The sequence below is a fragment of the Comamonas sp. w2-DMI genome (assembly GCF_040187735.1).
Lineage (GTDB): Bacteria > Pseudomonadota > Gammaproteobacteria > Burkholderiales > Burkholderiaceae_C > Comamonas > Comamonas terrae.
In genome coordinates, this window is the sequence record NZ_JBANEL010000009.1 from 152294 (window position 1) to 172073 (window position 19780).

Sequence of the window (19780 nt, forward strand, 5' to 3'; positions counted from 1 at the left end):
TTTTGGGCAGGTATAATCCGGCCCTCTTTTTGATCCCCGGCTGACCCCGCAGTCCAGGCTCCGGCCTGGCTTCGGCGTTTCCCCGACCCTGCTCCCATGCCTGCCCTGCACATCGGCCATATTCCACTGGCAAACCGCCTGTTTGTCGCGCCCATGGCGGGCGTGACGGACCGGCCGTTCCGCCAGCTGTGCAAGGCCCTGGGCGCGGGCTATGCGGTCAGCGAGATGGTCACTTCGCGCAAGGACCTGTGGAACAGCCTCAAGACCAGCCGCCGCGCCAACCACGAGGGCGAGCCCGGCCCGATCGCCGTGCAGATCGCCGGCACCGAGGCCGCCATGATGGCCGAGGCCGCCGTCTACAACATCGAGCGCGGCGCCGAGATCATCGACATCAACATGGGTTGCCCGGCCAAGAAGGTCTGCAACAAGTGGGCCGGCTCGGCCCTGATGCAGAACGAGGCCCTGGCCGTGGAGATCGCCGCCGCCGTGGTGGAGGCCGCGCGCCCCTACAACGTGCCGGTCACGCTGAAGATGCGCACCGGCTGGTGCAGCGAGCACAGGAACGCCGTGGTGCTGGCCCGGCAGTTCGAGGGCGTGGGCATACAGATGCTCACGGTGCACGGCCGCACGCGCGAGCAGGGCTACAAAGGCTTTGCCGAATACGACACCATCGCCGCCGTCAAGCAGGCCGTATCCGTGCCCGTGGTGGCCAACGGCGACATCGACAGCCCCGAGAAGGCCCGCGACGTGCTGGCACGCACGGGCGCCGATGCCGTCATGGTGGGCCGCGCGGCCCAGGGCCGGCCCTGGATCTTCCGCGAGATAGCCCACTTCCTGGAAACGGGCGAGCACATGGCGCCGCCGCTGGTGGCCGAGCTGCGCCGCCTGCTGCTGGAGCATCTGCAGGATCACTACAGCCTGTACGGAGAGGGTACGGGCGTGCGCAGCGCGCGCAAGCACATCGCCTGGTATGTACGCAGCCTTCCGGGCGGCGAACAGTTCAGGCAACACATCAACACTATCGAGGACTGCGCGGTGCAATGGCAGGCCGTGGCCGACTATCTGGATGCCCTGGGGCAGCAGATGGACCGGCTGCCCATGGCCACGGTAGCCACGGCTGGCGGTGCAACAGACGCCGAGCTGGACGAGCCCGCAGGAATGACTGCATGAGCAATCAAAACTTGGAACAATGCGTTCGCGACAGCCTGGAGGGCTATTTCCGCGATCTGGACGGCGAGACGCCCGCCAATGTCTATGACATGGTGATCCGCCTGGTGGAGAAGCCCCTGCTGGACGTGGTGATGAGCCACGCTGACAACAACCAGTCGCGCGCGGCCGAATGGCTGGGCCTGAACCGCAACACCTTGCGCAAGAAGCTGGTCGACCACCAGATGCTGTAAGAGGATGCTCTGATACTTTCAAATTAATAGCTGCAAGCGCTTGATACAAGAGCCTTGCGGCTTGTTTTATTTTCAAACCCTGCCTGATTGACGCCATGAAAGCTCTGATCTCCGTCTCCGACAAGACCGGTATCGTCGAATTTGCCCAAGCCCTGCACGGCCTGGGCGTGCAACTGCTGTCCACCGGCGGCACGGCCAAGCTGCTGGCCGACAAGGGCCTGCCCGTGACCGAGGTGGCGGAGGTCACCCAATTTCCCGAGATGCTGGACGGCCGCGTCAAGACCCTGCACCCCAAGGTGCACGGCGGCCTGCTGGCGCGCCGCGACCTGCCCGCGCACATGGCGGCGCTCAAGGAGCACGGCATCGAGACCATCGACCTGCTGGTTGTGAACCTGTACCCGTTCGAGGCCACGGTGGCCAAGCCCGGCTGCACGCTGGCCGATGCCATCGAGAACATCGACATCGGCGGTCCGGCCATGGTGCGTTCCGCCGCCAAGAACTGGAAGGACGTGGGCGTGGTCACGGCCGCCGACCAGTACGACGCCGTGCTGGCCGAGTTGAAGAGCGCCGGCAAGCTGTCCGACAAGCTGCGCTTTGCGCTGTCCGTGGCCGCCTTCAACCGCATCGCCCAGTACGACGGCGCGATCAGCGACTACCTGTCCAGCGTCAAGTTCGAGGACGAGAAGCTCGGCGAGGAATACGTGCCCGAGCGCGCGCTGTTCCCGGGCCAGAGCAATGGCCACTTCATCAAGGTGCAGGACCTGCGCTACGGCGAGAACAGCCACCAGCAGGCCGCGCTGTACCGCGACCTGTACCCGGCGCCCGGCTCGCTGGTCACCGGCGTGCAGCTGCAGGGCAAGGAACTCTCGTACAACAACATCGCCGACGCCGACGCGGCCTGGGAATGCGTCAAGAGCTTCGACGCGCCCGCCTGCGTGATCGTCAAGCATGCCAACCCCTGCGGCGTGGCCATCGGCAAGGATGCGCACGAGGCCTATGCCAAGGCCTTCCAGACCGACCCGACCAGTGCCTTCGGCGGCATCATCGCCTTCAACCGCCCGGTGGACAAGGCCGCGGCCGAGGCCGTGTCCAAGCAGTTCGTCGAGGTGCTGATGGCGCCCGACTTCAGCGCCGAGGCGCTGGAGATCTTCAAGGCCAAGGTCAATGTGCGCCTGATGAAGATCGCCCTGCCGGCCGGCGGCGAGCGCGCCTGGGACCAGGGCCGCAACGCCGTCGAGTCCAAGCGCGTGGGTTCGGGCCTGCTGCTGCAGACCGCCGACAACCACGAGCTGCAACTGGCCGACCTCAAGGTCGTGACCGTCAAGCAGCCCACGCCCGAAGAGCTCGACGACCTGCTGTTCGCCTGGAAGGTGGCCAAGTACGTCAAGTCCAACGCCATCGTGTTCTGCAAGAACGGCATGACCATGGGCGTGGGCGCCGGCCAGATGTCGCGCCTGGACTCGGCCCGCATCGCCTCCATCAAGGCCGAGGCCGCCAAGCTGTCGCTCAAGAATACCGTGGTGGCCAGCGATGCCTTCTTCCCGTTCCGCGACGGCCTGGACGTGGTGGTGGACGCGGGCGCGACCTGCGTGGCCCAGCCCGGCGGCTCCATGCGCGACCAGGAAGTGATCGATGCGGCGAACGAGCGTGGCGTGGCCATGGTGTTCACGGGCGTGCGCCATTTCAGGCATTGATCCCCCTGAGCCGCGGCGCGGCTTCCCCCTCTCTGGCGCTGTGCGCCGGAGGGGGACGGCACCTTCGGTGCGCGGCGGCGCATCCTCGGTGTCCCTGGCTGGGTTCGCGCCAGTTTTTTGCTCCGCGTCCCATGGCCAGCGCAAGCTGGCCATTGTCTTTTTGAGCTGTGATTGTTTGCTATGACGGACCCCATTGACGACGAAGAAAACTACCCGCCGCGTCCGCGCTGGATGGGCTGGGCCATTGCCGTCGTGATGGCGGCCTCGGCGCTGGGCGTGGCCAATATCGGCTGGCGCATTCTGAAGGTGAGTCCGGCGGAGAGGGCGGCCGATGCCCAGGTGGCGCGGCATCCCGAACTGGCCGAGGGCAAGAAGCTGGTCGAAGGATCGGACTGCATGCGCTGCCATGGCTGGGAGCGCCGCTACGTGGGGCCCTCGTTCGTGGCGATTGCCGAGCGCTATCGCGGTCGGGCCGATGCGGCCGAATACCTGGCAGGCAAGATACGCGGAGGCGGCGCGGGCGAATGGGGCAATGCCATCATGCCGCGCCATCCCCAGATCAATGAAGACCAGTCGCTGCAGATGGCGCGCTGGCTGCTGGCGACCCGGCCGGCAGCCGGTGCCGCCCGGTAGCCGGGGCGCACGACCTGGCCCAAGGCCCGATGCTGCAAGGTATCGGGCCTTTGTCTTGGCCTGTCCGGTGATATGGCGCACCCCGGATAATCGCCGCATGACGCCCCCCTTGCCTGCACCGACCGCCACCGCCGCACCCCGGCGCCGCGGCCTGCTGTTCTGGTCGCTGTGCACGCTGGCGGTGTTCTATGCGATCTATCCGGCCAGCAACTGGCTGGCCGCGCGGCAGGCGCGGCGCCACGACTTCATCACCCCCTGGGATGCGCTGATTCCGCTGGTGCCCGAGTTCATCTGGGTCTACTTTTCCTTTTTTCTCTTCATCCTGCTGCCGATCTGGCTGGTCGATGCCGACGGCATCGACGCGCTGGGCCGGCGCCAGGTGCTGGCCACGGTGCTGTGCGGCCTGGTGTTCGCTCTGTTTCCGGCCAACCTGGCCTTCGAGCGCGTGCTGCCCGAGGCCGAGCCCTACCGCAGCATCTTCGGCCTGATGTTCGCGGTGGACGCACCGCACAATCTGCTGCCGTCGCTGCACATCGTCTACACCGTGGCCACGGGCCTGGCGCTGTGCACCGCGCAGTGGCGGCGCGGCAGGCGCTGGCTGTGCGCCGTGCTCGTGCTCTGGGGCCTGGCCATCTGTGCCTCCACCATGCTGGTGCACCAGCACCATGTGCTGGACGTGGTGACGGCCGTGGCGCTGGTGGCCGTGCTGCAGTGGGTGGTGCGCAGCAGTCCGTCCAGTTAAATTGCGTGAGTGCGGACTTGCATGCAGATATGCATGCGTGGCGAAGCCATCTGCGCAGGCTTCTTGAAAAACGCATGCCTGCTAATCCGAACACGATGTGTTTGGCAAGCCGTCTGCACAAAACATGCGGGAAACCCGGAGAAGCCGCAGGAAAGTGCGGAGGGTAGAGAAAAACCCTAGGATGCGCGTTTGATTGGAAACCCCGGGCCTGGGTCGCCATCGTCAGCGCAATTGCGGGAAAAGGCGTCTTTCTGTGCAGCTGCCGCGCCGGTAGCCGCAGGCCTTTTCTTGGATGTTTGCATGCAGTGGTTAAAGACCAAAACAATTGAGCAGGCCCTGGCCGATTCGGACGAGCCGGGCCGCCAGCTTCAGCGCAGCCTGGGCGTGTTCGACCTGATGATCCTGGGCGTGGCGGTGGCCGTGGGCGCCGGCATCTTCTCGGTGGGCGCGCGTGCCGCCGGCAGCTTTGCCGGGCCGGCCGTGATCTTCTCCTTCATCCTGGCTGCGGCCACCTGCGCCGTGGCCACCATGTGCTATGCGGAGTTCGCCTCCAGCGTGCCCGTGACGGGCAGCGCCTATACCTATACCTATCTGACGCTGGGCGAGGGCCTGGCCTGGATCATCGGCTGGAACCTGCTGCTGGAGATGATCGCGGCCGGCGCGGTGATCGCCAAGTACTGGGGCATCTACCTGTCCACGGTGTTCGCCACGGCAGGCATGCATGTGCCCAGCACCCTGCACCTGGGGGCCGTCAGCCTGGAGTGGGGACCGTTCTTCATCGTGGCGGTGTTCACGGCGCTGCTGATCCTGGGCACGCGCGAATCGGCGCGCGTCAACAACGTGTTCACGCTGATCAAGATCGCCATCACGCTGTTCGTCATCGTCGTGGGCTTCACCTACATGGACGTGCGCAACTTCACGCCCTTCGTGCCGCCGGCCCAGCCGCCGGTGGCGGGCCATGGCGTGACCGGCGACGTCTGGGGCCAGCCCATGCTGGCCTGGCTGTTCGGCGCGCGGCCCAGCCAGTACGGCTGGCTGGGCGTGATCTCGGGCGCCTCGCTGGTGTTCTTCGCCTTCATCGGCTTCGACGTGGTCGCCACCTCGGCCGAGGAGGTCAGGGAGCCGCAGAAGACGCTGCCGCGCGGCATCTTCGGCGGGCTGGCGCTGGTTACCTTGCTCTACATCCTGGTCACGCTGGCGCTCACCGGCATGGTGCCCTATACCGAGCTGGCCAAGGCTGAGAATCCCTCGCTGGCCACGGCCTTCATCAGCGTCGGCGCGAACTGGGCCGCCCAGGTGATCGCCGTGGGCGTGCTGCTGGGCCTGACCACCGTGGTCATGGTGCTGCTCATGGGCGCGGCCCGCATTCTGATGGCGCTGTCGCGCGACGGCCTGCTGCCGCGCAGCTGGAGCGTGACCTCGGCCACGCGCAAGACGCCGGTGCGGCTGCAGCTGATGGTGGGCGCCATCGTCGCAGGCCTGGCCGGCTTCACCCAGGTGGAGCTGCTGGAGGAGATGATCAACATCGGCACCCTGTCGGCCTTTGTGCTGGTAAGCGTTGGCGTGCTGGTCATGCGCCGCAAGAATCCCGAGATGCCGCGCGGCTACCGCGTGCCCTGGGTGCCGGTGCTGCCCGTGGCCTCGGCGCTGCTGTGCACCTATCTGATGCTGAACCTGACCACGCTGACCTGGCTGCGCTTCGTGGGCTGGATGGTCATCGGCGTGTTCATCTACCTGGTCTACGGCATGCGCCATTCGCGCCTGGCGCAAAAGCATTGAGATGCTCCTGAAACAGAAGCTGCTTTCGCTTGCCATTAATGCGTTTCATATGGATTGATGGCTGAAACGATCAAAAGACAGGCGCTGCCAGCTATCAAAATGAATGCCCTGCACGGCCCGGCCGGCAGGGCATTTTTGTCGGGTTCCCGCCCGCTGCCCCCCGCTTTGCGTACAGTGGGCGCATGTCCCACACACTTTCTTTTGCCGACGGGCAGGACCGCTGCTTCTGGTGCCAGGGCTCGCCGCTGTACGTGCACTACCACGACCATGAATGGGGCTTTCCGGTCGCGGACGACCGGCGCCTGTTCGAGAAGCTCAGCCTCGAAGGCTTCCAGTCGGGCCTGAGCTGGTACACCATCCTGGCCAAGCGCGAGAACTTTCGCGCGGCGTTCGCCCACTTCGACTTCGACCGCGTGGCGCAGTTCGGCCAGGCCGACGTCGAGCGCCTGGTGCAGGACGCCGGCATCGTGCGCCACCGCGGCAAGATCGAGGCCGTCATCCACAATGCCCGGCGTGCGCAGGAAATGGTGGCGCAGGAGGGGTCGCTGGCCGCCTTCTTCTGGCGCTATATGCCGGGCGCCCCGTCCACGGGCGAGGCGGTTCCGGCGCAGACGGCCGAGTCGCAGGCCCTGTCCAGGGAACTGAAAAGGCGCGGCTGGAAGTTCGTCGGCCCCACCACGGTCTATGCCTTCATGCAGGCCATGGGTATGGTCAACGACCACGCGCCGGGCTGCGCGACGCGCGTCCAGGTGGAGCAGGCGCGGGCCGCATTCAATCCGCCGCGCTGAGCGAGCCGATGCAAAAAAGCCCCGCGCCAATGCGCGGGGCTTCGGGCCGGCCGTGGGCAGAGGCTCAGAGCGTCCTGAACACTTCGCGCGCCGCCTCGATCGTGCGGTCGATGTCTTCGTCCGTGTGGGCGGCGCTCACGAAGCCGGCCTCGTACAGTGCGGGCGCGAAGTAGTGGCCGCGCTCCAGCATGCCGTGGTAGAACTTGTTGAATACCTTGCCGTCGGTCTTCATGACTTCGGCATAGGTCCTGGGCAGCTCGGGCAGGAAATAGAAGCCGAACAGGCCGCCCTGCCAGTCCACGCTGAAGGGAACGCCCGCAGCCTGGGCCTCGGACTTGAGGCCCTGCATCAGGTGGCCGGTCTTCAGGTGCAGATCGGTGTGGAAGCCCGGGCGGCTGATCAGCTCCAGCGTCTTGAGGCCGCAGGCCGTGGCGATCGGGTTGCCTGACAGCGTGCCGGCCTGGTAGACCGGGCCCAGCGGCGAGAGCTTTTCCATGATCTCGCGGCGCGCGCCGAAGGCCGCCATGGGCATGCCGCCGCCGATGACCTTGCCCATCACCGTGATGTCGGGCGCAAAGCCGGCGATCTCCCTGGCGTACAGGCTTTGCGCGCCGCCCAGGGCCACGCGGAAGCCCGTCATCACCTCGTCGTAGATCATCAGCGCGCCGTGTTCCCGGGTCAGCTCGCGGATGCGGCGCGTGAATTCCACCGTGGCGCGCACGAAGTTCATGTTGCCGGCAATCGGCTCCATGATCACGCAGGCGATCTCGCTGCCGAACCTGGCAAAGGCCTCCTCGAGCTGGGCCACGTCGTTGTACTCCAGCACCACGGTGTCCTTGGCCACGTCGGCCGGCACGCCGGCCGAGGACGAGGCGCCGAAGGTGGCCAGGCCCGAGCCGGCCTTGACCAGCAGCGCATCGGCATGGCCGTGGTAGCAGCCGTTGAACTTGATGATCCGGTTGCGGCCCGTGAAGCCACGCGCCAGGCGCAGCGCGCTCATGCCGGCTTCGGTGCCGGAGCTGACCATGCGCACCATGTCCATGGAGGGCATGAGGGCGCGGATCTTCTCGGCCAGCACCACTTCGCGTTCGGTGGGCGCGCCGAAGGAAAAGCCCTCGAGCACCGCGGCCTGCACGGCCGCCACCACCTCGGGGTGGCCGTGGCCCAGGATCATCGGACCCCAGGAGCCGATGTAGTCGGTGAACTGCTGCTGGTTCTGGTCCCAGAAATAGGCGCCTTGCGCACGTTGCACGAAGCGGGGCGTGCCGCCCACGGCTGCGAAGGCGCGCACGGGAGAGTTCACGCCGCCGGGGATCACCTGCTTGGCGCGTTCGAACAGGGCAATATTCAGATCAGTGTTTTGTGTCATGGGAGGGCATCACAAAGCCTTCGATGGGCTTGGTGTCGGGTTCGTTGTCGGGCTCGGCCACGGCCTCTTCGGCGGGCGGCTCTTCACCTTCCTCGGGCTGGGCCCAGAACAGGCGGTCGGGCACATAGTGGCCCATGCCGGCGCGAAAGCCGGCGTCCAGGCTGTGGTCCAGGTATTCCAGCGCTTCCAGCGTGGCCGTGCCCAGGTCGTTGCCGGTGGCGATCAGGGCCGTCAGCGCGGCCGTAAGCGTATCACCGGCACCGGTGAAGGTGGCGTCGAACATCTCGTACTTGCTGTTGCCCAGCACGGTCTGGGCCGTGGTCAGCACGTTGTCCACGAACTGGTCGGGCAGCGGAATGCCGGTGACCAGCACATAGGGCACTTCCAGCGCTTCGGCAGCGATGGCAATGTCGCGCGCCGTGGGCGAGCGGCTGTGCTCCCAGTCCGGCAGCAGCCAGCGCCACAGCGTATTGTGGTTTCCAACCAACACCGAGGTTTGCGGCAGCACAAGTTCCTTGAACGCATCCAGGTACTCGTCCTGCTTGTCGTCGTCCCACCAGGACAGGTCGGGCATGTAGCTGACGATGGGGATGTCCGGATAGTCCGAGGAAATCTCGGCAATGGCGGCCAGGTTGCCCGGGCTGCCGACGAAGCCCACCTTGATCGCCGCCACGGGAATGTCCTCCAGCACCGCGCGGGCCTGCTCGGTCAGCGCCTCGTCGTCCAGGGCAAAATGCTCGTAGACACGCGCCGTGTCGCGAGCGTAGGCGCCCGTTACGACCGGCAGCGGATGGCCGCCGACCGAGGCGATGGTGGCGATGTCGGCCGACAGGCCGCCCGCGCCCGAGGGGTCGCTGCTGTTGAAAACCAGGACGCAGACCGGGGGCGCTTCGGCGGCCGGGGTTTCGTTGTTGCTGGGGCTGGAAGTGGAGGAGGGGGGATTCGATGCCATGGCGCACCCCAGTTTGCACCCGGGAATGCAAGGGTGAAGGCCGGGGTAATGACTAGATACAATCGTTGCATTCTATGTGAAGGCCCTTTAAGCTGTGACCGACCCTAAAACTTGGATGTGTTTGACCTGCGGATGGATCTATGACGAGGCGCAAGGCTGCCCCGAACATGGCATTGCGCCGAATACACGCTGGGAGGATGTGCCGATGAACTGGACATGCCCCGAATGCGGCGCCCGCAAAGACGATTTCGAGATGGTGGAGATCTAAGAGCGCACTGCTCTGAAAACCGAGTGCGGGATGAACCTGCACCGAAAAAATGGCAATCCTGGGAGGGACTTCACTGTGACGACATCCGACACGCCCCTGCGCGTGCTGGTGGTGGACGACAGCAACACCATCCGCCGCAGCGCCGAGATTTTTCTCAAGCAAGGCGGTTACGAAGTGTTGCTGGCCGACGATGGCTTCGATGCCTTGTCCAAGGTCAACGACTATCAGCCGCAGCTCATTTTCTGCGACATTCTGATGCCCAAGCTCGACGGCTATCAGACCTGCGCCATCATCAAGCGCAACGCTCGCTTCTCCAATACCCCGGTGGTCATGCTTTCCTCCAAGGACGGCGTGTTCGACAAGGCACGCGGCCGCATGGTCGGCTGCCAGGACTACCTCACCAAACCCTTTACCAAAGACCAATTGCTGCAGGCCGTGGTGCAGTTCGGCAGGCAGGCTGTAGGAGCAGCGTGATGACTATTCAAAAGGTGCTGGTCGTGGACGATTCCAAGACCGAACTGATGTATCTGACGGATCTGCTGCAGAAGCAGGGCCTGAAGGTGCGCACGGCGGAAAACGGCGACGAGGCCATGCAGCGGCTGGCCGAGGACAAGCCGGACCTGATCCTGATGGACGTGGTCATGCCCGGGCAGAACGGCTTCCAGCTCACGCGCGCCATTTCCCGCGATCCCCTGTATGCCGACGTGCCCATCATCATGTGCACGAGCAAGAATCAGGAGACCGATCGCGTCTGGGGCATGCGCCAGGGCGCCAAGGCCTATATCACCAAGCCCGTGGATGCAGCCGAGCTGCAGGCCAAGATCGCGGCGCTGAACTGAGGCGGTCGCTGCCATGGCGAACCGCGAAGCCCTCCGAGATCTCCAATCCCGTCTGGCCGGCCGTTTGCAGGCAGCGCGCAGCGAAGGCGTCACCGTGGCGGCCTGGCTCGCGGTGCAGGCGGGCGGGCGCGACTATCTGCTGCCCCTGAGCCAGGCCGGGGAGATCTTTCCCTGGACCGGCGTGCAGCCCGTTCCCTATACGCAGCCCTGGTTCCTGGGCATTGCCAACCTGCGCGGCACCCTGGCCGGCGTGGTCGATCTCGCGCAGCTGCTCGGCCATGGAGAGGGCCGCAGCGAGCAGGCGCTGGCCGAGGCTAGCCTTCTGGCATTCAATCCTTCGCTGGAAGTGAACGCGGCCCTGCTGGTCGACCGCCTGCAGGGCCTGCGCGCTGCCGACGCCTTCGTGCACAACGAGGCTGCGCCGCCGCGCTCGCCCACGTTTTTCGGACCCGTCCACATCGATAGCGCAGGCCGCCGCTGGCAAGAGCTGCAGCTGCAGCGCCTGTCGCAAACCACCAAGTTTTTGAGCATTCGTGCTTGAGCGTTTCTGGATACAGCGCCATGTCTTTAGCCCAACGATTCACCCAGTGGTTCCAACGCCGGCCCGCCGAGCCTGCAGCCAGCGCAGGCAACAGCATGCTGGGCGACACCGTCGACCAGGATATGTATGCGCTCGACGGCTCGCTCAACAGCGTGCAGGGCGACCCGCTGGCAGGCCGCAGCGATGCTGACGCCGATGCGCTGCCGGTGGACGAGCTGGTGAGCCTGCCCGTGCTGGGCAAGGCGCCGGTGACCCGGCATCAGCGCACGCTGTTCACCATGCTGGGCATCGCGGTGCTGGTGCTGGTGGTCCTGGCGGCCTGGATGCTGCGCACGGCCAACAATTCCAACCAGCAGCTGGCCGCGACCGGCCAGGCGCTGATGCAGTCGCAGCGGCTGGCCAAGTCGGTCTCGCAGGCCATGACCGGTGCGCCCGCGGCCTTCGTGGACGTGAAGGACAGCGCCGGCGTGCTGGCGCGCAACGTGCGCGCCCTGGCTTCGGGCGATGCCGACATGGGTGTCAACGCCTTGGGCGGCGAGCAACTGCAGGCCGATGTGGCGGCCATCGTGCCGCTGATGGAGCGTGCCGAGAAAAGCGCTGCTCTCATCATGGGCCAGCAGAAGGTGCTGACGCAGGTGGGGGATGCGCTGCGCACCGTGAACCGCCAGTCCTCGGACCTGCTGGAAATCGCCGAAACCATTGCCTCGCTCAAGCTGCAGCAGGGCGCGGGCGCCGCCGAGATCGCGGCCTCGGGCCAGCTGGTGATGCTGACCCAGCGTATCGGCAAGTCGGCCAACGAATTCCAGACCCTGGAAGGCGTGAGCCCCGAGGCCGTGTTCCTGCTGGGCAAGGACTTGAACTCGTTCAAGGAAATCGCCGAAGGCCTGCTCAACGGCAGCACCGAGCTGCGCCTGGCGCCCACGCGCGACGCACAGACCCGCGAGCAGCTGGAAACGCTGATCAAGCAGTACGACGCCACGCGCACGCAGGCCAGCGCCATCCTGGGCAATCTGCAGGGCCTGGTGTCGGCCCGCGAAGCGCAGACCGTCATCAACGCCGACAGCGAGCCGCTGCGCCGCCAGCTCGAAGCGCTGCAGAGCGCGCTGCAGGGCAACTCGGGCGCCGGCCCGCTGCAGCTCGCCGCGCTGGCCCTGGCCATCGTGGTGGCGCTGCTGTGCGGCATCGGCATCTCCCGCGTGCAGCTGCTCGACAGCCGGGCGCGCCAGCAATTGGCCGAACGCCACCAGCAGGATGCCCGCCTGCAGGAGCAGGAAGCCAAGCGCATCAACGACGCCAACCAGGCGGCCATCTTGCGCCTGATGAACGAGCTGCAATCGGTGGCCGAGGGCGATCTGACCCAGGAAGCCACGGTGACCGAGGACATCACCGGCGCCATCGCCGACTCGGTGAACTACACCGTGGAAGAGCTGCGCGCGCTGGTGGGCAGCGTGCAGAACACGGCCACGCGCGTGGCCCAGACCACGGCCCAGGTGGACGCCAACTCCACCGAGCTGCTGGCCGCCTCCAACGAACAGCTGCGCGAGATCCGCGAAACCGGCAAGTCGGTGCTGGACATGGCCGGCCGCATCAACCAGGTCTCGACGCAGGCCCAGGAATCAGCCCAGGTGGCGCGCCAGTCGCTGCAGGCGGCGGACTCGGGCCTGAAGGCCGTGCAGAACGCCATTGGCGGCATGAACTCGATCCGCGACCAGATCCAGGACACCTCCAAGCGCATCAAGCGCCTGGGCGAATCCTCGCAGGAGATCGGCGAAATCACGGAGCTGATCTCGGACATTACCGAGCAGACCAACGTGTTGGCCCTGAATGCCGCCATCCAGGCCGCGTCGGCCGGTGAAGCCGGGCGCGGCTTCTCGGTGGTGGCCGAGGAAGTGCAGCGCCTGGCCGAGCGCTCGGCCGACGCCACGCGCCAGATTGCGGCGCTGGTGAAGGCGATTCAGACCGACACCCAGGATGCCGTGGCCGCCATGGAGCGCTCCACCCAGGGCGTGGTCGAAGGCGCGCGCCTGTCCGACTCGGCCGGTACGGCACTGACCGAAATCGATAGCGTGTCCCGGCGCCTGGCCGAGCTGATCGAGCAGATTTCGTCCTCGACTTCGCGCGAAGCCGCGCTGGCCAACGTGGTGGCCGAAAGCATCCAGCACATTTTCGCGGTGACCGAGCAGACCGGCGAGGGGACGCGGGTCACGGCCCAGCAGGTGCGCGAGCTGTCCCACATGGCCGAGGAACTGCGCCAGTCGGTGGCCCGATTCAAGATTGCGTAGATAACGCTCCCCCCTGAGCCGCTGCGCGGCTTCCCCCGGAGGGGGACGACGCCATCGGCTAGGCGCCCCCGCCGCGAGGCGGCTCTTGCTCGGCGTCCCTGGCGTGGGGTGTGCGGCGTGCGGGCAGCTTGGATAACTGAACACGGACTCCTGAGGGGTCAAGGAAATTGAGCATGTCAGTGGTTGACGATTCGCCAACACGCGCAGCGGGGCTTGCACATGGCGAGCAGGACCTCGGGCCCCTGGCCTGGGTGCTGGACGAGCTGCGCAAGTCGCTTGATGCAGCCACCAAGGCCGTGGGCCGCTTCGTGCGCGACGCGGATGCCGCGCGCGTCGAGGATCTCGAATCGCTGGACACCTCGTCGCTGCGCATTGCGCGCCAGCAGCTGCACCAGGCCTGCGGCGCCCTGGACATGGTGGGGCTGACGGCGCCGGCGCTGGTGCTGCGCGGCATGGAGGCGGCCGTGAACCGCTTCGTGCAGCGCCCCGAACTGTGCACCAACGAGGCGGCCTCCACGCTGGAGCGCACGCATTTCGCGCTGATGGAGTTCCTGGAGGCCATGCTGGCCGGCAAGAGCGTCTCGGCCGTGGCCCTTTTTCCGCAGTACCGGGACATCCAGGCACTGGCCGGCAGCGACAAGGTGCATCCGGCCGACCTGTGGCCGCCCGAGCGCCGTGCGCGCGAACCGCAATGGGGATCTCCCCAGCCCGCGCCGCTCGCCTACGGCCCGGCCGCGCGCGCCATGCTCGACGGCGTGGTGCTGCGCCTGGTCAAGAGCGACGACCGCGAAGCCGCCGCGCAGATGCGCGAGCTGTGCCTGCGCTTTGCCGCAGGCCAGCCCCAGGACGTGGCGGCCCGCAGCTTCTGGAAGATTGCGGCCGGCTTCTTCGATGCCCTGGCGCAGGGCATGCTCGTGCCCGACCTTTATGTCAAGCGCATGGCTTCGCGCGTGCTCATGCAGTATGCGGCCATGGCCAAGGGCGACAGCGTGCCGCCGGCGCGCCTGCTGCAGGACCTGATGTTTTTCTGCGCCCAGGCCAGGCCGCGCGAGCGCGCAGGCGCGGCGCTGCAGGCCGTGCAAAGCGCCTACGCGATGGAGGCCATGCCGCTGGTGGACTACCAGGTGGCGCGCTTTGGCCGCTACGACCCCGCGGTACTGGTGCAGGCGCGCAAGCGCATCGCGGCCGCTGCGGAAACCTGGTCGGCCCTGGCCGGCGGGGACAAGAGCAAGATCCGGCCCATGGCCGAGCAGTTCGGCCAGGTGGCAGAGTCGCTGGTCAAGCTGCAGCCCGGCAGCCATGGGCTGGCGCGCGTGCTGATCCGCGTGGCCGAGACCGTGGAGCGCATCGGCCAGCCGCCGCCGCCGGAACTGGCCATGGAAGTGGCCACGGCCGTGCTCTATTTGCAGGCCTCGTTCGCCACGCCCGACCGGGATGACGAGGAGCTGGCCTTCCAGTCCACCAGCCTGCTGCAGCGGCTGGAGTCGGCCCTGCAGGGCGCGCAGGCCCAGCCGCTGGAGCCCTGGATGGAAGAGCTGTACCGCCAGGCCAGCGACCACCAGACCATGGGTTCCGTGGTGGGCGAGCTGCGTGCCACCATGGCCGAAGCCGAAAAAAACCTGGACCAGTATTTCCGCAACCCGCAGGACGCGGGCGTGCTGTCGGCCGTGCCGGGGCAGATGCTGCAGATGCGCGGCGTGCTGTCGGTGCTGGGGTTCGAGCAGGCCGCCCTGGCCATGCAGCGCATGCGCGACACCGTGGAGCACCTGATCCTGGGCGAAATCGCCGAGGACGGGCGCGCCCGCGTGTTCGAGAAGCTGGGCAACAGTCTGGGCGCCATGGGCTTTCTGATCGACATGCTCAGCTACCAGCGCAACATGGCGCGCAAGCTGTTCGTGTACGACGAGGCCGAGGGCGAGCTGCGCTTCGTCCTTGGCCGGCGCCAGCGTGGCGACAAGGAGGCCGCGCCGGCGCAGGCCGCGGCGGCAGATCCGTCCGCGCATGCCGAAGTCGCTGCGTTGCCCGTTCCCGAGCCGGTCCAGCCGCCGCTGGCGCCGGCCGCGCTGTCCGTGCCGGAGCCGGTCTCGGCTGCCGTGCAGTCGGCCGGGGTGCCCGTGCCCGATGCCGTGGCGCCACTGGGCGCGCAGGTGGGGGCGCCTTCGCTGGACATGGCCCTGGATCTGCCTCCGGTGGAGCTGGACGTGCCCGGGCCGGCGGCCGAAGAGCCTACGCCCGCGTCGGTGGCCGAAGCCGTTGAGCTGTCGGCCGACGAACTCGACGGCGACGACGAGCTGCTGGCCATCTTCCTCGAGGAAGCGCGCGAAGTGGTGGCCACGGGCCTGCAGTCGCTGCATGCGCTGGCCGAGGAGCCCGGCAATCTCAGCGAACAGACCACGCTGCGCCGCGCCTTCCATACGCTCAAGGGCAGCTCGCGCATGGTGGGGCTGGACGAATTCGGCGAGGCCGGCTGGGCAATGGAGCAGATGCTCAATGCCTGGCTGGCCGAGCAAAAGCCCATGCCCGCGCCCATGCAGGACCTGTCCGCCGACGCGCTCAAGGCCTTCGGCGCCTGGGCCCAGGACCTGGAGTCACACCGGGCGCAGGCCTGGTCCGCCACGCCGTTCCGCGCGGCGGCGGATGCCATGCGTTTGAACGGCGAGCGCGCCGAGGTCGCCCTGGTGCCGCGCCGCGGCCGCGGGCCCGTCGACGAGCAGCTGGTCGCGTCCGCAGAGCCGGCTGTCGAGCCGGTCGATGCGGCGCCCGCGGCCGAAGCCCTTTCTGCCATGCCCGGGCTGGAGCTGGAGCCGGGGCTTTCCGCCCACGAGCTGCTGGCGCAGACCGAGCCCCTCCTGTCTGCCCAGGCCGGCCTGGCCGCCGAACCCGCCGAGCCCCAAGCTCCGGCCGCCCCCGCAGAAGATACGGTCTGGCCTTTCGATCTGCTGGAGCAGACGGCTGCCGAATCCTCCGCCGTACAGGCGCTGGAGCCGGCGCTCGACGATGCGGCTGCGGAGATTCCGCCGGCCGAACCGCAAGCAGTGCAGGAAATCGATTTCTCCGCCTTCGAGGCGGCCATGCGCGACAGCGAGCTGGCTGCGTTCGAGGCACAGGAGCTGCCTCCGGCCGCCGAAGCCGCGGGCCAGCCCGCCGCCCAGGCGCAACAGCCCGGGCAGGACAGCGAGACCGGCACCGGGGCCGGCGAAGCGCAAGCCGAGCCCAGGCCCGATGCCGTGCAGATCGAGCCCGCCACCGTGCCCGCCGATGACGGTTTCCGCGTGATCGACGGCCTGCGCATCAGCACGCCGCTGTACAACGTCTACCTCAACGAGGCGGACGAGTGGTCCGCGCGCCTGGATGCGCAGCTGCAGCAATGGCGTCAGGATCCGCAGCAGCCCGTGCCCGGCGATGCGTTTGCGCTGGCCCATTCCCTGGCTGGCAGTTCGGGCACCGTGGGCTTCGCGGCCCTGTCCGATCTGGCGCGCCAGCTCGAGCATGCGCTGCAGCATCTGCAGCCCCAGGGTTTTGCCTCGGCCGCGCATGTGCAGCAATGCCTGGATGCCTCGGACGAGATTCGCCGCCTGCTGCACCAGTTTGCCGCGGGCTTCCTCAAGACACCGCTGCCGTCGGTGCTGGAGGCGCTGAGCGCCATCCTGGCGCTGGATATCGTGCCGGCCGAGCAGTCCGAGGCCGCCGACCCCGCCACGCTGGAGGCCGGCGATTCCGGCTGGACGGCCCTGCAGGCCGTGGCGCAGCCGGTGGCCGATCCGCTGGACGTGCCGCTGGACTTTTCCGCCCCCGAGGCCGAAGCCGCGGCGCTGGCGGAAGCTGCAGAAACGGTGGAAGTGGCGGAGCCGGCTGCCGTGCCTTCCCCCGATGTGGCGCAGGAGCTGGAGCGGCAGCGCCGCATCGACCAGGCCATAGCCCTGGCCGTGGCCCCCGATGCCGACGAGGACGACATCGATGTGCTCGACCAGGTCGACATCGACCTGTTTCCCATCTTCGAGGAAGAGGCCATCGACCTGCTGCCCAAGCTGGGTGCGGCGCTGCGCCGATGGCATGCGCGCCCGAGCCTAGACGAGGCGCGCAACGAGGCGCTGCGTGCCCTGCACACCCTCAAGGGCAGCGCCCGCCTGGCCGGTGCCATGCGCCTGGGCGAGATGGCCCACCGCCTGGAATCCGCCGTGGAGCGCGTGGACGCCGAAAAGCCCACGGCCGAAGGCATAGAGCCTCTGCTGGGCAGCTTCGATGCCATGCAGGCCGGCTTCGATGCGCTGCGCAGGGCTGGCGAGCAGATGCCGGAGACGCCGCTGGCCCACCTGGACAGCGCTTCCGTGGCGCAGCAGCCGCTGCATGCAGGCCAGGCGGCCGCGCCGCTGCCTGTGGCCGAAGCAGTGCCGGCGCTGCGCCAGGCCGGGGCCCAGGCCCTGGCCGCTGCCGACGACGAGCTGGACGCCTCGGCGCTGGCAGCCGCTGCCGCGCCGGCTGCACGCACGGCCTCGCAGCAGACGGTGCGCGTGCGTGCCCAGCTGCTGGACCGGCTGATCTCCCAGGCCGGCGAGGTGCTGATCGCCCGCTCGCGCGTCGACGCACGCCTGATGCAGGCCCGCAATTCGCTCAACGACCTGACCGGCAATCTGGAGCGCCTGCGCGCCCAGCTGCGCGATGTCGAGGTGCAGGCCGAAAGCCAGATGCAGTCGCGCCTGGCGCTGTCCAAGGACACGGCGGCCGGCTTCGATCCGCTGGAGTTCGATCGCTTCACGCGCGTGCAGGAGCTCACGCGCATGATGGCCGAGTCCGTCAACGACGTGGCCACCGTGCAGCGCAATCTTCAGCGCGACCTGACGGCCGCCGAGGACGACCTGGTGGCCCAGGGCCGCCAGGCCCGCGACCTGCAGCGCGACCTGCTGCGCACGCGCATGGTGGAGTTCGACTCGCTGGCCGAGCGCCTGTATGCCGTGGTGCGCCAGACCTCCAAGGAAATGGGCAAGCAGGTGCGCCTGAACATCCTGGGCGGCACCATCGAAATGGACCGCGGCATGCTCGAGCGCATGATGCCGGCCTTCGAACACCTGCTGCGCAACTGCGTGGCGCATGGCATCGAGTCGCCCGAGCTGCGCGTGGCCGCGGGCAAGCCTGCCGTGGGCACCATCGAGATCATCCTGAGCCAGGAGCGCAACGACGTGGCGCTGTCGGTCGAGGATGACGGCGCGGGGCTGGATCTGGAACGCATCCGCAGCAAGGCCGTCGGCCTCGGGCTCTGGCAGGACGGCCAGGCCATGACCATGGAGGATGCGGGCCGGCTGATCTTCGAGCCCGGCTTCAGCACGGCGGCCGAGGTGACCGGCGTGGCCGGCCGCGGCATCGGCATGGACGTGGTGCGCTCCGAGGTGAACGCACTGGGCGGCCGCATCGAGACCCACTCCGAAGCCGGGCGCGGCAGCGCCTTCCGCCTGGTGCTGCCGCTGACCACGGCCGTGACCCAGGTGGTCATGCTGCGCGTGGGCCGCATGTCGGTGGGCGTGCCCGCCAACCTGGTGGAAATCGTGCGCCGCACGCCGCTGGAGGCGCTGGACCAGGCCTACCGCACACATGAGTTCCAGGACGGCGACGAAGTCATGCCCTTCTACTGGGGCGGCGCGCTGTGGCAGTCCTCGCTGCGCAGCGAGGAGGCCGTGGGCCGCACGCGCCCCGTGGTCGTCGTGCGCAGCGCGGCGCAGCGCGTGGCGCTGCACGTGGACGAAGTGCTGGGCAACCAGGAAGTGGTGATCAAGAACCTGGGCCCGCAGCTGTCGCGCCTGCCGGGCCTGACCGGCATGTCGGTGCTGCCCTCGGGCGCGGTGGTGCAGATATACAACCCCGTAGCGCTGGCCAATGTCTACGGCGAGCAGGTGCGCGCCCTGGTGGCCGAGGCCGGGCAGGCGCAGCAGCCCGCGGCCGGCGAGGCGGGCTCCGGCCTGCTGGCGGCGGGCGGCGACCAGGGCCAGGCCTCGGTGCCGCTGGTGCTGGTGGTGGACGACTCCATCACCGTGCGCCGCGTGACCCAGCGCCTGCTGCAGCGCGAAGGCTACCGCGTGGCCCTGGCTGCCGACGGCCTGCAGGCACTGGAGCGCCTGCAGGACGAGCGCCCCACGGTCGTGCTGTCGGACATCGAAATGCCGCGCATGGACGGGTTCGATCTGCTGCGCAACATCCGCGGCGACGGCCAGCTCAAGGGCCTGCCCGTGATCATGATCACCTCGCGCATCGCGCAGAAGCACCGCGAGATGGCCAGGGAGCTGGGCGCCGACCACTATCTGGGCAAGCCCTATTCGGACGAGGAGCTGCTGGGCCTGATCCAGCACTATGCGCTGCAGCGCGGCGGACCGGCGCCCGAGCCCAGCGTGGCCGAGGCTGTGCAGGCCGCGGCGCCCTGAATGGTTGCTCCTCCAAACAAAGCGGCTTGCGCCTGCTCTGCCTGGGTTTCAGCGTCATTCAATGCTGAAAACCTTATGGGGTT

General features: G+C 67.8%; 15 protein-coding genes. 13 read left to right on the forward strand and 2 right to left on the reverse strand.

The genetic code is table 11. From position 1 onward, the window contains the following. Nucleotides 1–96: 96 nt before the first annotated feature. The 7 genes from dusB (at nucleotide 97) to V8Z74_RS11935 (ending at nucleotide 7036) form a co-directional block, all read left to right on the forward strand. Nucleotides 97–1170 (forward strand): tRNA dihydrouridine synthase DusB, encoded by a 1074-nt coding sequence (dusB, locus tag V8Z74_RS11905; protein WP_349709416.1) that lies wholly within the window; start codon nucleotides 97–99, stop codon nucleotides 1168–1170. Further along, nucleotides 1167–1400, forward strand: a complete 234-nt coding sequence (locus V8Z74_RS11910) for a Fis family transcriptional regulator (RefSeq protein ID WP_066477459.1) — start codon at nucleotides 1167–1169, stop codon at nucleotides 1398–1400. Before dusB ends, V8Z74_RS11910 begins: the two co-directional genes overlap by 4 nt. A 95-nt stretch (nucleotides 1401–1495) precedes the next feature. Then, nucleotides 1496–3094 carry a bifunctional phosphoribosylaminoimidazolecarboxamide formyltransferase/IMP cyclohydrolase gene (purH, locus tag V8Z74_RS11915; RefSeq protein ID WP_066477465.1) on the forward strand — a complete coding sequence of 533 codons (1599 nt, stop codon included), beginning with the start codon at nucleotides 1496–1498 and terminating at the stop codon, nucleotides 3092–3094. A gap of 180 nt (nucleotides 3095–3274) precedes the next feature. Continuing rightward, nucleotides 3275–3727: a c-type cytochrome gene (locus V8Z74_RS11920; RefSeq protein ID WP_349709417.1), complete on the forward strand. Its 453-nt coding sequence runs from the start codon at nucleotides 3275–3277 to the stop codon at nucleotides 3725–3727. Between the two features lie 97 nt (nucleotides 3728–3824). Further along, on the forward strand, nucleotides 3825–4469 hold the full coding sequence (locus V8Z74_RS11925; protein ID WP_349709418.1) for a phosphatase PAP2 family protein: 645 nt from the start codon (nucleotides 3825–3827) through the stop codon (nucleotides 4467–4469). Nucleotides 4470–4769: 300 nt separating this feature from the next. Next, the gene (locus V8Z74_RS11930; RefSeq protein WP_349709419.1) at nucleotides 4770–6248 is read left to right on the forward strand and encodes an amino acid permease; all 1479 of its coding nucleotides are present in this window, start codon (nucleotides 4770–4772) and stop codon (nucleotides 6246–6248) included. A gap of 182 nt (nucleotides 6249–6430) precedes the next feature. After that, on the forward strand, nucleotides 6431–7036 hold the full coding sequence (locus V8Z74_RS11935) for a DNA-3-methyladenine glycosylase I (protein WP_349709420.1): 606 nt from the start codon (nucleotides 6431–6433) through the stop codon (nucleotides 7034–7036). A 64-nt stretch (nucleotides 7037–7100) separates the two neighbouring features. Here V8Z74_RS11935 and hemL read toward each other — a convergent pair whose 3' ends face one another. Continuing rightward, a complete protein-coding gene (hemL, locus tag V8Z74_RS11940) occupies nucleotides 7101–8405 on the reverse strand; it encodes a glutamate-1-semialdehyde 2,1-aminomutase (protein WP_349709421.1) in 1305 nt (434 codons plus the stop codon). Next, on the reverse strand, nucleotides 8389–9357 hold the full coding sequence (gene thiD, locus V8Z74_RS11945) for a bifunctional hydroxymethylpyrimidine kinase/phosphomethylpyrimidine kinase (protein WP_349709422.1): 969 nt from the start codon (nucleotides 9355–9357) through the stop codon (nucleotides 8389–8391). Before thiD ends, hemL begins: the two co-directional genes overlap by 17 nt. Nucleotides 9358–9472: 115 nt before the next feature. Here thiD and V8Z74_RS11950 point away from each other — a divergent pair, with 115 nt between their 5' ends. The 6 genes from V8Z74_RS11950 (at nucleotide 9473) to V8Z74_RS11975 (ending at nucleotide 19697) form a co-directional block, all read left to right on the forward strand. Next, complete coding sequence (locus tag V8Z74_RS11950; RefSeq protein ID WP_066477513.1) at nucleotides 9473–9625, forward strand: rubredoxin; 153 nt, start codon at nucleotides 9473–9475, stop codon at nucleotides 9623–9625. A gap of 75 nt (nucleotides 9626–9700) precedes the next feature. Beyond that, nucleotides 9701–10099 carry a response regulator gene (locus V8Z74_RS11955; RefSeq protein WP_066477521.1) on the forward strand — a complete coding sequence of 133 codons (399 nt, stop codon included), beginning with the start codon at nucleotides 9701–9703 and terminating at the stop codon, nucleotides 10097–10099. Then, nucleotides 10099–10464, forward strand: coding sequence for a response regulator (locus V8Z74_RS11960; RefSeq protein WP_066477523.1), 366 nt, complete (start codon nucleotides 10099–10101; stop codon nucleotides 10462–10464). The genes V8Z74_RS11955 and V8Z74_RS11960 overlap by 1 nt, the downstream gene beginning before the upstream one ends. Before the next feature lie 13 nt (nucleotides 10465–10477). Then, entirely contained in the window at nucleotides 10478–11005 is a 528-nt protein-coding gene (locus tag V8Z74_RS11965; RefSeq protein WP_349709423.1) for a chemotaxis protein CheW, read from the forward strand. A gap of 20 nt (nucleotides 11006–11025) precedes the next feature. Continuing rightward, the gene (locus tag V8Z74_RS11970) at nucleotides 11026–13287 is read left to right on the forward strand and encodes a methyl-accepting chemotaxis protein (RefSeq protein WP_066477529.1); all 2262 of its coding nucleotides are present in this window, start codon (nucleotides 11026–11028) and stop codon (nucleotides 13285–13287) included. A 173-nt stretch (nucleotides 13288–13460) separates the two neighbouring features. Next, a complete protein-coding gene (locus V8Z74_RS11975; RefSeq protein WP_349709424.1) occupies nucleotides 13461–19697 on the forward strand; it encodes an Hpt domain-containing protein in 6237 nt (2078 codons plus the stop codon). The last annotated feature ends 83 nt before the right edge of the window (nucleotides 19698–19780 follow it).

Excerpts from the sequence above, each read along its gene's own strand:
- dusB (WP_349709416.1), top strand. The coding sequence starts at position 97 with ATGCCTGCCCTGCACATCGGCCATATTCCACTGGCAAACCGCCTGTTT.
- V8Z74_RS11910 (WP_066477459.1), top strand. The coding sequence starts at position 1,167 with ATGAGCAATCAAAACTTGGAACAATGCGTTCGCGACAGCCTGGAGGGC.
- purH (WP_066477465.1), top strand. The coding sequence starts at position 1,496 with ATGAAAGCTCTGATCTCCGTCTCCGACAAGACCGGTATCGTCGAATTT.
- V8Z74_RS11920 (WP_349709417.1), top strand. The coding sequence starts at position 3,275 with ATGACGGACCCCATTGACGACGAAGAAAACTACCCGCCGCGTCCGCGC.
- V8Z74_RS11925 (WP_349709418.1), top strand. The coding sequence starts at position 3,825 with ATGACGCCCCCCTTGCCTGCACCGACCGCCACCGCCGCACCCCGGCGC.
- V8Z74_RS11930 (WP_349709419.1), top strand. The coding sequence starts at position 4,770 with ATGCAGTGGTTAAAGACCAAAACAATTGAGCAGGCCCTGGCCGATTCG.
- V8Z74_RS11935 (WP_349709420.1), top strand. The coding sequence starts at position 6,431 with ATGTCCCACACACTTTCTTTTGCCGACGGGCAGGACCGCTGCTTCTGG.
- hemL (WP_349709421.1), bottom strand. The coding sequence starts at position 8,405 with ATGACACAAAACACTGATCTGAATATTGCCCTGTTCGAACGCGCCAAG.
- thiD (WP_349709422.1), bottom strand. The coding sequence starts at position 9,357 with ATGGCATCGAATCCCCCCTCCTCCACTTCCAGCCCCAGCAACAACGAA.
- V8Z74_RS11950 (WP_066477513.1), top strand. The coding sequence starts at position 9,473 with ATGTGTTTGACCTGCGGATGGATCTATGACGAGGCGCAAGGCTGCCCC.
- V8Z74_RS11960 (WP_066477523.1), top strand. The coding sequence starts at position 10,099 with ATGACTATTCAAAAGGTGCTGGTCGTGGACGATTCCAAGACCGAACTG.
- V8Z74_RS11965 (WP_349709423.1), top strand. The coding sequence starts at position 10,478 with ATGGCGAACCGCGAAGCCCTCCGAGATCTCCAATCCCGTCTGGCCGGC.
- V8Z74_RS11970 (WP_066477529.1), top strand. The coding sequence starts at position 11,026 with ATGTCTTTAGCCCAACGATTCACCCAGTGGTTCCAACGCCGGCCCGCC.
- V8Z74_RS11975 (WP_349709424.1), top strand. The coding sequence starts at position 13,461 with ATGTCAGTGGTTGACGATTCGCCAACACGCGCAGCGGGGCTTGCACAT.